Annotated in this window: 22 protein-coding genes and 2 pseudogenes; all 24 read left to right on the forward strand. The window is 55.8% G+C overall.

Features of this window, described 5'->3' with window-relative positions; genetic code table 11:
- Window positions 1-108 precede the first annotated feature (108 nt).
- Window positions 109-265, forward strand: a pseudogene (locus ACR0DT_RS16545) (ribosomal protein L16); the annotation flags it as partial.
- A gap of 115 nt (window positions 266-380) precedes the next feature.
- Window positions 381-1,076 carry a hypothetical protein gene (locus tag ACR0DT_RS16550; RefSeq protein WP_480711828.1) on the forward strand — a complete coding sequence of 232 codons (696 nt, stop codon included), beginning with the start codon at window positions 381-383 and terminating at the stop codon, window positions 1,074-1,076.
- Window positions 1,077-1,159: 83 nt separating this feature from the next.
- Window positions 1,160-1,339 (forward strand): annotated as a pseudogene (locus ACR0DT_RS16555) (hypothetical protein); the annotation flags it as partial.
- 241 nt (window positions 1,340-1,580) lie between these two features.
- On the forward strand, window positions 1,581-2,129 hold the full coding sequence (locus tag ACR0DT_RS16560) for an amino acid synthesis family protein (RefSeq protein ID WP_480711829.1): 549 nt from the start codon (window positions 1,581-1,583) through the stop codon (window positions 2,127-2,129).
- A gap of 50 nt (window positions 2,130-2,179) precedes the next feature.
- Window positions 2,180-2,800 carry a 2OG-Fe(II) oxygenase family protein gene (locus tag ACR0DT_RS16565; RefSeq protein WP_480711830.1) on the forward strand — a complete coding sequence of 207 codons (621 nt, stop codon included), beginning with the start codon at window positions 2,180-2,182 and terminating at the stop codon, window positions 2,798-2,800.
- 115 nt (window positions 2,801-2,915) lie between these two features.
- A complete protein-coding gene (locus ACR0DT_RS16570) occupies window positions 2,916-3,308 on the forward strand; it encodes a hypothetical protein (protein WP_480711831.1) in 393 nt (130 codons plus the stop codon).
- Window positions 3,309-3,529: 221 nt separating this feature from the next.
- The gene (rpmC, locus tag ACR0DT_RS16575) at window positions 3,530-3,736 is read left to right on the forward strand and encodes a 50S ribosomal protein L29 (RefSeq protein ID WP_010437082.1); all 207 of its coding nucleotides are present in this window, start codon (window positions 3,530-3,532) and stop codon (window positions 3,734-3,736) included.
- A gap of 4 nt (window positions 3,737-3,740) precedes the next feature.
- Window positions 3,741-3,971 (forward strand): 30S ribosomal protein S17, encoded by a 231-nt coding sequence (gene rpsQ / locus ACR0DT_RS16580; protein ID WP_480711832.1) that lies wholly within the window; start codon window positions 3,741-3,743, stop codon window positions 3,969-3,971.
- Between the two features lie 75 nt (window positions 3,972-4,046).
- Window positions 4,047-4,415: a 50S ribosomal protein L14 gene (rplN, locus tag ACR0DT_RS16585; RefSeq protein ID WP_008757934.1), complete on the forward strand. Its 369-nt coding sequence runs from the start codon at window positions 4,047-4,049 to the stop codon at window positions 4,413-4,415.
- 2 nt (window positions 4,416-4,417) lie between these two features.
- Window positions 4,418-4,729 (forward strand): 50S ribosomal protein L24, encoded by a 312-nt coding sequence (gene rplX / locus ACR0DT_RS16590; protein ID WP_170440482.1) that lies wholly within the window; start codon window positions 4,418-4,420, stop codon window positions 4,727-4,729.
- The gene (gene rplE / locus ACR0DT_RS16595; protein ID WP_170334098.1) at window positions 4,722-5,282 is read left to right on the forward strand and encodes a 50S ribosomal protein L5; all 561 of its coding nucleotides are present in this window, start codon (window positions 4,722-4,724) and stop codon (window positions 5,280-5,282) included. The genes rplX and rplE overlap by 8 nt, the downstream gene beginning before the upstream one ends.
- Window positions 5,283-5,301: 19 nt before the next feature.
- On the forward strand, window positions 5,302-5,607 hold the full coding sequence (gene rpsN, locus ACR0DT_RS16600) for a 30S ribosomal protein S14 (RefSeq protein WP_068340744.1): 306 nt from the start codon (window positions 5,302-5,304) through the stop codon (window positions 5,605-5,607).
- Between the two features lie 13 nt (window positions 5,608-5,620).
- Complete coding sequence (gene rpsH, locus ACR0DT_RS16605; RefSeq protein ID WP_010437099.1) at window positions 5,621-6,013, forward strand: 30S ribosomal protein S8; 393 nt, start codon at window positions 5,621-5,623, stop codon at window positions 6,011-6,013.
- Window positions 6,014-6,025: 12 nt separating this feature from the next.
- On the forward strand, window positions 6,026-6,559 hold the full coding sequence (gene rplF / locus ACR0DT_RS16610; protein ID WP_170351676.1) for a 50S ribosomal protein L6: 534 nt from the start codon (window positions 6,026-6,028) through the stop codon (window positions 6,557-6,559).
- 11 nt (window positions 6,560-6,570) lie between these two features.
- Window positions 6,571-6,930, forward strand: a complete 360-nt coding sequence (gene rplR, locus ACR0DT_RS16615; protein ID WP_058283506.1) for a 50S ribosomal protein L18 — start codon at window positions 6,571-6,573, stop codon at window positions 6,928-6,930.
- Window positions 6,931-7,044: 114 nt separating this feature from the next.
- Complete coding sequence (gene rpsE, locus ACR0DT_RS16620) at window positions 7,045-7,614, forward strand: 30S ribosomal protein S5 (protein ID WP_155148691.1); 570 nt, start codon at window positions 7,045-7,047, stop codon at window positions 7,612-7,614.
- Window positions 7,615-7,626: 12 nt separating this feature from the next.
- Window positions 7,627-7,815: a 50S ribosomal protein L30 gene (gene rpmD / locus ACR0DT_RS16625; RefSeq protein ID WP_058283504.1), complete on the forward strand. Its 189-nt coding sequence runs from the start codon at window positions 7,627-7,629 to the stop codon at window positions 7,813-7,815.
- 188 nt (window positions 7,816-8,003) lie between these two features.
- The gene (locus ACR0DT_RS16630; protein ID WP_480711833.1) at window positions 8,004-8,438 is read left to right on the forward strand and encodes a lipocalin-like domain-containing protein; all 435 of its coding nucleotides are present in this window, start codon (window positions 8,004-8,006) and stop codon (window positions 8,436-8,438) included.
- Window positions 8,439-8,642: 204 nt separating this feature from the next.
- Entirely contained in the window at window positions 8,643-8,858 is a 216-nt protein-coding gene (locus tag ACR0DT_RS16635; protein ID WP_480711834.1) for a DUF1127 domain-containing protein, read from the forward strand.
- A gap of 197 nt (window positions 8,859-9,055) precedes the next feature.
- Window positions 9,056-9,529, forward strand: a complete 474-nt coding sequence (gene rplO, locus ACR0DT_RS16640; protein ID WP_480711835.1) for a 50S ribosomal protein L15 — start codon at window positions 9,056-9,058, stop codon at window positions 9,527-9,529.
- A gap of 109 nt (window positions 9,530-9,638) precedes the next feature.
- A complete protein-coding gene (gene secY, locus ACR0DT_RS16645; protein ID WP_480711836.1) occupies window positions 9,639-11,003 on the forward strand; it encodes a preprotein translocase subunit SecY in 1,365 nt (454 codons plus the stop codon).
- Window positions 11,000-11,644, forward strand: a complete 645-nt coding sequence (locus ACR0DT_RS16650; protein WP_480711837.1) for an adenylate kinase — start codon at window positions 11,000-11,002, stop codon at window positions 11,642-11,644. Before secY ends, ACR0DT_RS16650 begins: the two co-directional genes overlap by 4 nt.
- A 201-nt stretch (window positions 11,645-11,845) precedes the next feature.
- The gene (gene rpsM, locus ACR0DT_RS16655) at window positions 11,846-12,214 is read left to right on the forward strand and encodes a 30S ribosomal protein S13 (RefSeq protein WP_170332212.1); all 369 of its coding nucleotides are present in this window, start codon (window positions 11,846-11,848) and stop codon (window positions 12,212-12,214) included.
- A 15-nt stretch (window positions 12,215-12,229) separates the two neighbouring features.
- Window positions 12,230-12,619: a 30S ribosomal protein S11 gene (rpsK, locus tag ACR0DT_RS16660; RefSeq protein ID WP_008757289.1), complete on the forward strand. Its 390-nt coding sequence runs from the start codon at window positions 12,230-12,232 to the stop codon at window positions 12,617-12,619.
- Window positions 12,620-12,668: the final 49 nt, after the last annotated feature.

Genomic DNA, 12,668 nt, shown 5'->3' on the forward strand with positions numbered 1-12,668 from the left:
ACGAACAACCATTTCCCTTCAAGGGAACCACCGCCCCCAATCCAATTTGAAAAATTGGGGGCGGTGTCAGATCACATCGAAACTAATTCAGCTAAAGCAATAGAGTGTGTCTGGATCCGCATCTTCCCCGACAATCGGGTCACTTCAAAGCCGCTCGAAGTTCGTATGGCTAAAGGCTCGGTCGACCGCTGGGCATGCAAAGTCAAGCCTGGCCGCAATGAAGCTGCCGATCAATATTCGCACCGTAGTTCACGAAGACTGGTAATCGTATTAGGGAACGCTGCTTGGCTAATTAAAGCCCACCGGCAATCCGGTGGGCTTTTTTGTTGAAGTTATGGTAAAATTAACTGATGCGGCCAGGAAGGGGAGAGATGAGTGCAATGAGGGACGCACAGTTCCTTATTCTATTAGTTTCACTATCCGGATTTCTTCTGAATTTTACCGGTCAGGCACATTCCAATCCCCTGAACAACTGGAACATCTCATGTGGTGTGGATAAGGGCGCATTCGAGCGTCGGGGGAACACACGTGTATTCAAAACAAGCTCAAAACACTGTGTAGGAGGCAGCTACAATCAGAGGGCAGAGATTTCGACGGATCGAATTTCGCCGAAACATAAAGGTGCGTATCTATTTTCTACTACATTTACGATGTGGTCAGACAGCAACGAGCGCTTTGATATCTTCCAAATCCACGATGCGCGAAATTGGTGCGCCCCGCCACTCAAGCTGCGTGTATTGGGGGATGGTCGCCTGGATTTGGATAGCGAATTCAAGCTGTCGGGGAAAAACTGCAAAGGTAACCCTTCGCTGCGCGGAAAAGCGTCTAGCGCGCGCATCACCCGCGATGGCGAGACATATCACCTTGAGGTCATGATTGACTTCGATGGGAAGGGAGGGTTCCAACTTTGGGTTAAGCTCGATGGCAAGATGCAGATCACCGGAACCTACGAACCACCTGCCGGAGGCAAGTACTTTAAGTCTAAAAAGTTCTATTTAAAACATGGCGTTTATTCGAAACGGGTGTTTCAGTACAAGCTTGCGTCGTCGGATATGAGCGTTAAGAAAATCAAGTAGAATTAGAGTTGTATGATCCAAGTCCGGGGTGGTGATTTCGATTCAATCCACCCACCTGGCACCTCCTTTGAGTCTGCGTTTGAATGGACTCTATCCCCCAGATTGCATCGCTCCGCGTCACCCGTCTCTATGGTTCAGCTTTGGCCGAGTTTGATCCCAAGATCGATCCGGAGGAGTTGGAAAGTTCCTGCCTTGTCATAGCCGAGGATGATGAGGCCGGGCAGGGATGGTGTAAGGAGAACATCTATCCCGGCTACACTGGCTAAGTCTCGTTGACCGATTTGCCTTGGCAGTCCCCGATCTTTGCCGATCAAGACACGCGTTGTGATCCGCCAAGACTGGCGAGCAATCCGGGGGAGACCTTGCTTGCGACTAGATTGACCATCGTCGGGATATCGGCGGGTTTTTCTCTTGAGACCGCTTCTCTTGATCCTGCTGGTCGCGAAAAAAGTCGACGTCTACCCGTGGTGAACCTAGGCTGACTCTGAGGAATGGGAGGGTTCTATGGTTCAATTGCGCAAGAAGATGTTTATCAAAGAAGTTATTTCCACTGACCAATTGGGTCACCCCTGCACCCCGATCAGCCGTGTTGCCGCCCTGGCAGTCATACAAAACCCACTGGCCGGAAAGTTTTCCGAGGATCTCTCTGAGTTGTTCGAGATCGGTGGTATTCTGGGCTCGGAACTCGCTGCCGAGGCGGTTTCGCAACTGGACGGAGTTCCGGTTTCTTACGGAAAGGCTGCGATCGTCGGCGTGAACGGCGATTTAGAGCAGGGCGGGGCGGTGATCCATCCCAAGCTTGGTGCGCCGATGCGGTCTGCTGCGGGTGGGGGAGAAGCGGTGATCTCATCAAATGCAAAATTGGGTGCGCCGGGATGCGCGATTGATCTGCCGCTTGGGCACAAGGACAACCCTTGGTCTTTCGATCATTTTGACACCATGACGCTGAATATTCCCGACGCGCCAAAGCCGGATGAGATTGTTTTGTGTCTGGCTTACGCGGATGGAGGGCGGCCCCTTCCACGCTGTGGCAAAGGACCCGTGAAGTCCTAAGCTGCCAACATCGGCTGGCCTTGTCGAAGGGGCTGGGGTATGCCCCGCTCATGGCACAGATTGAATCGCTCTTCGTTACCCGTCTCTACCGCGCAGCTTTGTCCGAGTTTGATCCCAAGATCGATCCGGAAGAATTGGAAAGCTCCTGCCTTGTCATCGCCGAGGATGATGAGGCCGGGCAGGAATGGTGCGAGGAGAACGGCTATCCCGGCTATACCAGCTATGCCTCGCTGACCGATCTGCCTTGGCGGTTCCCGATCTTTGCCGATCTGGTTGCGGCACTGGACCGGCATGTAGCGGCCTTTGCCAAGGATCTGGAGTTCGATCTGGGCGAGGGCGAGCTGAAGCTAGAGGATCTGTGGATCAACATCCTGCCCGAGGGCGGTATGCACTCCAGCCACCTGCACCCGCACAGCGTAATTTCCGGTACGACCTATGTGGCAATGCCGGAAGGGGCCAGCGCGCTGAAGCTGGAAGACCCCCGTTCTGGCCGCATGATGGCCTCGCCGACGCGGATCAAGGGTGGTCGGCGGGATTTGCAGCCGTTCATCTACGTGAAGCCTCAGGTGGGCGATGTCCTGCTATGGGAAAGCTGGCTGCGCCACGAGGTTCCGATGAACATGGCGGAGGATGAGCGGATCAGTGTCAGCTTTAATTATAAGTGGGAGTGAGTCCCGGTCCGCGAAGCGACAATCGCTCCGGTGAAGCGATTGAGGGGCGAACGGCCGGAGCCCATCTGAACAAAAGCGAGTTTTACTCAGTTTAATCTAGGTAATCGTTACGACATTGACTGCCCTTTTTGATGAAATTGAACCACTCGTTTTGGGCGAGAACGAACAACCCGTCTATGCGGTTCAAGCACGGTTGTTGCCATCTCTGTCAGACGCGATACTGGTCGTGGTTTTTGCGCCGACGCTTATGATGCTTCCGTGGGTGATGATACATTTTCTTTTTCGAAGAACCGTTTACGTAATCACCACGCAGCGCGTTATTGTGTTGGACGCCGGTGGAGTGGTGAGCGAAATGTACCTAACCGACATCAATAACTTTCTGGGATCAAGAACGGCACTTATGCTACGCGGCGTGCGCCTAAAACTGTGGATGCCTCGTCTGCCAGACGCTTGGTACTTTGAAGACATCATTCGTCGAACGATGAAAAAAGGCTGCGACACGGCATAGTGCAAAATTTCCTGATAGCCTCGGCGCTTCACACAACAGAACACTAGCATAGTTCAAGCCTTCCAAACTTCCTCTTGCCACCCACCCCCCAAACCCTTATACGGCGGCATCCTGCGATCTCCCGGCGTTGTCGGGCGATTCGCATGTCTATCATTCATCCACCAGGTCCAAGGTGACCCTGTCAGGGGGCCTTCTGGTGTTTTGAGCAAAGGAAAAAGGCGATGAACGCCCAAGAACTGCGTGACAAGACCCCGGACCAGCTCCGCGAGGAACTGGCCAACCTGAAGAAAGAAAGCTTTAACCTGCGCTTTCAACAGGCAACCGGTCAGCTGGAAAACACTGCCGGCATCAAAGCGGCCCGCCGCAACGCTGCCCGCGTCAAAACCATTCTGAACGAAAAGGCCGCTGCTGCGGCATCGGAGGAGTAATCCTATGCCTAAGCGTATCCTGTCCGGCACCGTAACCAGCGACGCCAACGAACAGACCGTAACCGTTCAGGTAGAGCGCCGCTTTACCCATCCGGTTCTGAAGAAAACCATCCGTAAGTCCAAGAAATACCGGGCTCACGATGAAAAGAACGCCTTCAAGGTCGGCGACACCGTACGCATTATCGAATGCGCGCCGAAATCGAAGACGAAACGTTGGGAAGTTCTGGAAGCGTAAGCTTCCGGGATTTTTCATTTGTCGAAACCCTGGGGGATCTAACCAGACCAGCCCCCACAGGTCGGGAGAAACCACATGATCCAGATGCAGACCAATCTGGATGTCGCTGACAACTCCGGCGCACGCCGAGTTCAGTGCATCAAGGTCCTGGGTGGTTCCAAGCGTAAATACGCATCCGTCGGCGACATCATTGTCGTCTCGGTGAAGGAAGCCATCCCGCGCGGCCGCGTAAAGAAAGGTGACGTCCGCAAGGCCGTCGTCGTACGCACCGCCAAGGAAGTCCGTCGCGAAGACGGCACCGCGATCCGTTTCGATCGCAACGCCGCTGTCATCCTGAACAACAACAACGAGCCTGTAGGTACCCGTATCTTTGGCCCCGTTGTTCGTGAACTGCGCGGCAAGAACTTCATGAAAATCATCTCGCTGGCTCCGGAGGTGCTGTAATCATGGCTGCTAAACTCCGCAAAGGCGACAAGGTCGTCGTGCTGGCCGGTAAAGACAAGGGCAAAGAGGGAACTATCACCTCGGTTGACCCCAAAGCCGGTAAAGCTGTTGTCGACGGCATCAACATCGCCATCCGCCACACCCGCCAGACCCAGAACAGTCAAGGCGGCCGTTTGCCCCAGGCAAACCCGATCGAGCTGTCGAACCTGGCGCTGCTGGACAAGAACGGCAAAGCAACTCGCGTTGGCTTCCGCATGGAAGGTGACAAGAAGGTCCGCTTCGCCAAGACCACAGGGGACGTGATTGATGCTTGATAACGCAACCTACACCCCGCGTCTGAAAGCTCAGTACGCTGAAACCATCCGTGCCGCTCTGAAAGAAGAGTTCGGCTACAAGAACGACATGCAGCTGCCCAAGCTGGAAAAAATCGTTCTGAACATCGGTTGTGGTGCTGAGGCGGTTAAGGACTCCAAGAAAGCCAAAGCGGCTGTCGAGGATCTGACTGCGATTGCCGGTCAACAGGCCGTTGCAACCAAGGCGAAAAAGTCGATCGCGGGTTTCCGCGTCCGTGAAGACATGCCGCTGGGCGCGAAAGTGACCCTGCGCGGTGACCGGATGTACGAATTCCTGGATCGTCTGATCACCATCGCGATGCCGCGCGTTCGTGACTTCCGCGGTGTTAAGCCGTCTTTCGATGGTCAGGGCAACTTTGCCATGGGCATGAAAGAGCACATCGTGTTCCCCGAAATCGACTTCGACAAAGTTGACGAAGTTTGGGGCATGGACATCGTAATTGCCACCACAGCGAAAACCGACGCTGAAGCAAAGGCACTGTTGAAAGCTTTCAACATGCCGTTCAACGCGTAAGCGCCGGAAGGATAGAGACATGGCTAAAAAAGCAATGATCGAACGCGAAAAGAAGCGCGAACGCCTGGTGGCCAAATATGCCGCAAAGCGTGCCGAGCTGAAAGAAATCGCGAATGACGAGAGCCGCCCGATGGAAGAGCGTTTTAAAGCGCGTCTGAAACTGGCGAAACTGCCGCGCAACAGCTCGGCTACCCGTCTGCACAACCGCTGTCAGCTGACCGGTCGTCCCCACGCTTACTACCGTAAGCTGAAGGTCAGCCGTATCGCGCTGCGCGAGCTGGGTTCTGCTGGTCAGATCCCCGGCATGGTGAAATCGAGCTGGTAAGGGAGACATAGATATGAATGATCCTATCGGCGATATGCTCACCCGCATCCGCAACGCGCAAATGCGCGGCAAGTCCACCGTTTCCACCCCGGCTTCCAAGCTGCGCGGCTGGGTTCTGGACGTGCTGGCGGACGAAGGTTACATCCGTGGCTACGAAGCGACGACCGGTGAAAACGGTCATCCGGCCATCGAAATCAGCCTGAAATACTACGAAGGCACCCCTGTCATTCGCGAACTGAAGCGGGTCTCGAAGCCCGGTCGCCGCGTATATATGGGCGTCAATGACATCCCGCAGGTCCGTCAGGGTCTGGGCGTGTCGATTGTCAGCACTCCGAAAGGTGTGATGTCGGACGCAAACGCTCGCTCCAACAATGTTGGCGGCGAAGTGCTCTGCACCGTCTTCTAAGGAGGTCTGTCAATGTCTCGTATTGGTAAAAAACCGGTCGAGCTGCCCAGCGGCGTTACCGCCACTGTGTCCGGCCAGACCATCGAAGTGAAAGGTCCGAAAGGCACCCGCAGCTTCACCGCAACCGATGACGTAACGCTGTCGGTCGAAGACAATGTTGTGCAAATCAACCCCCGTGGCATGTCCAAGCGTGCCCGCCAGCAGTGGGGCATGAGCCGCACCATGGTTGCCAACCTGGTAACCGGTGTGACCCAGGGCTTCAAAAAAGAGCTGGAGATCCAGGGTGTTGGTTACCGGGCTCAGATGCAGGGCAACACCCTGAAGCTGAACCTGGGTTACAGCCACGACGTTGATTTCACCGCTCCGGAAGGTGTCACTATCACCGCACCGAAGCAGACCGAGATCGTTGTGGAAGGTATCGACCAGCAGCAGGTGGGCGAAGTCGCGGCCAAAATCCGCGAATGGCGCCGTCCCGAGCCGTATAAAGGCAAGGGCATCCGCTATAAGGGCGAGTTCATCTTCCGCAAAGAAGGCAAGAAGAAGTAAGGACGCAAACCATGGCAAACAGCAAAAGAACCCTGTTTCTGAAGCGCCGCCTGCGCGTTCGGAACAAACTTCGCAAGGTCAACGCGGGTCGCCCGCGTCTGTCCGTACACCGTTCGAACAAGAACATCTCTGTTCAGCTGATCGACGACGTACGTGGCGTGACCCTGGCCTCGGCCTCGACCCTGGAAAAAGATCTGGGTGTTGTTGGCAAGAACAACGTCGAAGCGGCCACCAAAGTGGGCGCGGCCATCGCCGAGCGTGCCAAGAAGGCAGGCGTCGAAGAGGCCTATTTCGATCGTGGTGGCTTCCTGTTCCACGGCAAGGTGAAGGCTCTGGCCGACGCTGCGCGTGAAGGTGGTCTGAAGATCTAAGACCTGCGGGCGGGTTTCGATCCGCCCCGATGATCCGGGGGCCTTGGCAGTGCCGAGGCTCACTTGGATTGAATAAAACGGCGCTGATGCGCCACATGAGAAAAGGGATGCCAAATGGCAGAACGTGAAAACCGTCGGGGCCGTGGCCGCGACCGTGAAGAAGCACCGGAATTTGCAGATCGTCTGGTCGCAATCAACCGCGTGTCGAAAACCGTAAAAGGTGGTAAGCGCTTTGGCTTCGCCGCTCTGGTGGTTGTCGGCGATCAGAAAGGCCGCGTCGGCTTTGGCAAAGGTAAAGCGAAAGAAGTACCTGAGGCCATCCGCAAGGCAACTGAACAAGCCAAGCGTCAGATGATCCGCGTGCAACTGCGCGAAGGTCGTACCCTGCACCACGACATCGAGGGCCGTCACGGCGCTGGTAAAGTGGTTATGCGCACCGCACCTGAAGGTACTGGTATCATCGCCGGTGGTCCGATGCGTGCCGTGTTCGAAATGCTGGGTGTCAAGGACGTTGTGTCCAAGTCGCTGGGCTCGCAGAACCCGTACAACATGATCCGCGCCACCATCAACGGCCTGCAGAAAGAGCAGAGCCCGCGTTCGGTTGCCGCACGTCGTGGCAAAAAGGTTGCTGACATCCTGCCCAAGCGGGACGAAGCACCGGCTGCTGCTGAAGCAGAAGCATAAGGAGAGCGACCCATGGCAAAAACCATCGTCGTCAAGCAGGTCGGTTCCCCGATCCGCCGCCCCGCCGAACAGCGCGCGACCCTGATCGGTCTGGGCCTGAACAAGATGCACAAAACCCGTGAGCTGGAAGACACTCCTTCGGTTCGCGGCATGATCAACAAGATCCCGCATCTGGTAGAGATCGTCGAAGAGCGCGGCTAAGCGACCCTTCGAAGACTTAGAAACGCCTCCGACCTGGTCGGGGGCGTTTTTTGTTGTGCGCAGCAATTGTTAAAATCGACGGCCTGACCATAGCCAAGGTTCCTGGTTGAACCGTTGCGCCATTATTGCGGGCGTGCGAAAACCATATTCGACGAGGAACTTTTACGCGTCTATTGTTGGTTGGTTCGATGAGCAGTGATTCACCATTGTTGGGCACTTGGTCTTTAGTTGCTTGGTACAACGAAACCAGTGACGGTGATCGCCTGTATCCGTTAGGAGAGGATGCAACCGGCTTTATCAGCTATTCCGCTGATGGCTTCGTTTTCGTTCACATTATGGCTGCTAACCGAGTCTTGTATAAAAACAACGATCCTTTTGGTGGCTCGCTTGAGGAGGACTCAGCAGCCATCAAGTCGCAGATTACATACGCGGGTCGCTATGATTTTAACAATCGACAGGTCACACACCACGTCGCGCAGGCGTCCTGCCCGAATTGGGTAGGCACCCAGCAGGTTCGGAATGTCAAGATAGACGGTGACCGTTTGTGGTTAAGTGCAACAAATGCCCGTTTTGAAGGGCAGCTTGTTACAGCCTATGTCGAATGGCGTCGCGCTCTGAGTTGATACTGGCGATAATATTCACGGTAGTCGGCTTCACGCTGCCGGTCCTGCAATTCAAGCTGTATGCGCCATTCCTGTTATGCATACCGGCTAGACCGAAACTTCGGTTGTTAGCGATATCCAGCACGCCTATCTGACGCCTGTCTTCAAAAGGACCAGAACAGAAATCATCGGGGAATTCGCCCCGATCAGGAAAGGAATTCAGATATGGCCTATACAGCAACAACCACTCACGGCGGCTTCAACCTGACCGCGCGCTTTGCACAGTTCGTCGCAAAGGTGAAAGAAGCATTCGTCCTTCGCGCCGAGTACAACCGCACCTATTCGGAACTACAGAGTCTGACTGACCGCGAACTGAACGACATCGGCGTGCGTCGCTGCGATATCAAAGACATCGCTCACGATCACGTTTACTGCTCGTAAATCAAGAAGCTGATCCACTCACTCAGGGGCGCCAATTGGCGCCTCTTTTGGTTTGAACGCTGTTCTGCAGGCTTGCCAAGTTTGGGCAACGGGCCTATACGCCTCCGGTGGATATCAATCCACGAGAATCAAAACCAAGAAATGCCGTGTTTGACCCATCACGCTTCGGGGGTCATATCCGGCTTAGGAGAAGCGAAATGAAACTGAACGAATTGCGCGACAATCCTGGCGCCAACCCGAAACGCACCCGCGTTGGCCGTGGTCCGGGTTCCGGCAAAGGTAAAATGGGTGGCCGTGGTATCAAAGGTCAGAAATCCCGTTCGGGTGTGGCCATCAATGGCTACGAAGGCGGTCAGATGCCGCTGTACCAACGCCTGCCTAAGCGTGGCTTTAACAAGCCGAACCGTAAGGAATTCGCCGTTATCAACCTGGGTCTGATCCAGAAATTCGTCGACGCCGGCAAGCTGGACGCCAAAGCAGCGATCACCGAAGACGCACTGGTTTCATCCGGTCTGGTCCGTCGCAAGCTGGACGGTATCCGCGTTCTGGCCAAAGGCGAAATCAGCGCCAAGTTGAACCTGGAAGTCACCGGTGCTTCGAAGGCTGCTGTTGAGGCAGTTGAAAAAGCGGGCGGTTCACTGACGGTCACAAAAGCTGCTGCGGCAGAGTAAGCGCTTGTGAGCGGGCGAAGACCCGCTTACATAGTGCTCAGAGTTTTCCCAGACGCCGCCCGAGCCGGAAAACGGTTCCGGGCGGTGTTTTCATAAGAGAGACCGATTTATGGTATCAGCAGCAGAACAAATGGCAGCCAACACAAGCTGGTCTGCCCTTGGCAAAGCCACCGATCTGCGCAACCGCATCCTGTTCACGCTGGGTTTGCTGATCGTCTATCGCCTGGGCACCTTTATTCCGGTGCCGGGGATCGACGGACAAGCCCTGCGCGAGTTCATGGAGCAAGCGGGGCAGGGCATCGGCGGCATGGTTTCGATGTTTACTGGCGGGGCGCTGGGGCGGATGGGTATCTTTGCCCTCGGCATCATGCCTTACATTTCAGCCTCGATCATCGTGCAGCTGCTGACATCTATGGTTCCCGCGCTCGAACAGCTCAAGAAAGAGGGTGAGCAGGGGCGTAAGAAGATCAATCAATACACCCGTTTCGGCACTGTGGCTCTGGCCACTGTTCAGGCCTATGGTCTGGCGGTTTCGCTGGAATCGGGCGATCTGGCGACCGATCCGGGCATGTTCTTCCGTCTGTCTACCATGATTACACTGGTTGGCGGCACCATGTTCCTGATGTGGCTAGGTGAACAAATCACCGCACGCGGCATCGGTAACGGTATCTCTCTGATCATCTTCGTCGGCATCATTGCCGAGGTTCCGGCCGCGTTGGCGCAGTTCTTTGCCAGCGGACGCAGCGGTGCGATCAGCCCTGCCGTGATCGTGGGTGTGATCGTCATGGTTATCGCCGTGATTACCTTTGTGGTGTTCATGGAGAGGGCTCTGCGCAAGATCCACATTCAGTACCCGCGCCGTCAGGCCGGTATGAAGATCTATGAAGGCGGCTCCAGCCACTTGCCTGTTAAGGTGAACCCGGCGGGCGTTATCCCGGCGATCTTTGCCAGCTCGCTGCTGCTGCTGCCGGTGACGATCTCGACCTTCTCGTCGGGTGCGACCAACGGGCCGGTGATGTCGTGGCTGCTTGCCAACTTTGGCCCCGGACAGCCGCTGTATCTGCTGTTCTTCGCCTCGATGATCGTGTTCTTTGCCTATTTCTATACGTTCAACGTGTCGTTCAAACCGGACGATGTGGCGGACAACCTGAAAAAGCAGAACGGTTTCGTGCCGGGTATCCGTCCGGGCAAGAAAACCGCCGAGTATCTGGAATACGTGGTCAACCGCGTGCTGGTTCTGGGCTCGGCCTATCTGGCAGCGGTATGCCTGTTGCCTGAAATCCTACGGGGTCAGTTCGCCATTCCGTTCTATTTCGGCGGCACCTCGGTTCTGATTATCGTCTCTGTGACCATGGACACGATCCAACAGGTACAGAGCCACCTGCTGGCGCATCAATACGAAGGGCTGATCGAAAAGTCCCAACTGCGCGGCAAAGGTAAGAAACGCGGCAGGAAGGGACCCGCTCGTCGATGAATATCATTCTTCTTGGGCCCCCGGGGGCCGGTAAAGGGACGCAAGCGCGCCACCTGGTCGAAACACGCGGCATGGTTCAGCTGAGCACTGGCGACATGCTGCGCGAGGCCAAGACCTCGGGCACCGAGATGGGCAAGAAGGTTGCGGCGATCATGGATGCGGGCAAGCTGGTCACCGATGAGATCGTGATTGGCCTGATCGAAGAGAAGCTGACCACTGAAACTGGTGCCGGGTTCATCTTCGACGGTTTCCCGCGGACGCTAGCGCAAGCTGATGCGCTGGCGGCGCTGCTGACCAAGCTGGGTCAGTCGCTGCACACCGTGATTGAAATGCGCGTTGATGATGATGCTCTGGTGGGCCGTATCACTGCGCGTTCGACTTGTGGTGGGTGTGGTGAGGTTTATAACGACAACACCAAACCGATCCCGGCAGATGGCAAATGCACCAACTGTGGCAAGGAAAATGATTTCCAACGCCGCGCGGATGACAATGAAGACAGCCTGCGCACGCGCTTGATGGAATACTACAAAAAGACCTCGCCGCTGATCGGCTACTACTATGCCAAGGGCGATCTGCGCCCGGTCAACGGGCTGGCGGATATCAAGGAAGTCACTGCCTCGATTGAGGCGATTCTCGGCTGACTTCAAGTAGGGGCTTGACGGCCCCACCAAAACCCCATATCGACCCCCATCCCTTTGGGGAATCAAGACCGCAAGCGGGATTCGTTCCGTTTGCCCCGACCACCTCGAATAATGCTGAACCCTCTGGCCTCACTGCCACGGTAAAGCGTTGTGAAAAAAGGTTCTGGAGTTACGGAACCGCAACGAAAAGGAAAGTGACACGTGGCACGTATTGCCGGCGTAAACATCCCGACTGCAAAGCGGGTACCAATCGCCCTCACATATATCACCGGTATCGGAAACACCTCGGCCAAAGCGATCTGCGAAGCCGTGGGCATTGAAGCGACTCGTCGCGTCAACGAACTGTCCGACGCCGAAGTTCTGAAAATCCGCGAATACATCGACGAAAACTTCACCGTTGAAGGTGACCTGCGTCGTGAAGTTCAGATGAACGTCAAGCGCCTGATGGACCTAGGCTGCTATCGCGGTCTGCGCCACCGCCGCAACCTGCCGGTTCGCGGTCAGCGTACCCACACCAACGCTCGTACCCGCAAAGGCCCCGCAAAGGCCATTGCCGGTAAGAAGAAATAAGGGAGGGTCTGACTGATGGCACGTGATAAGACTCGCGTTAAGCGCAAAGAGCGTAAGAACATCGCATCGGGCGTCGCCCATGTGAACTCGACCTTCAACAACACCAAGATCCTGATCTCGGACGTACAGGGCAATGCCATCTCGTGGTCGTCTGCCGGCACCATGGGCTTCAAAGGATCGCGGAAATCGACACCCTACGCCGCTCAGATGGCTGCAGAAGATGCAGGCAAGAAGGCGCAGGAACATGGCGTCAAGACGCTGGAAGTCGAAGTTCAGGGCCCCGGTTCGGGTCGTGAATCGGCTCTGCGCGCGCTGGCTGCAGTGGGCTTCAACATCACGTCGATCCGCGACGTGACGCCGATCGCTCACAACGGCTGCCGTCCGCCGAAGCGTCGTCGCGTCTAAGCGATTTTGAATTGAGCTGGGGCTGTGTTTTTTGCACGGCCCCAGCACG

The sequence above is a fragment of the Ruegeria sp. BI11 genome (assembly GCF_056538005.1).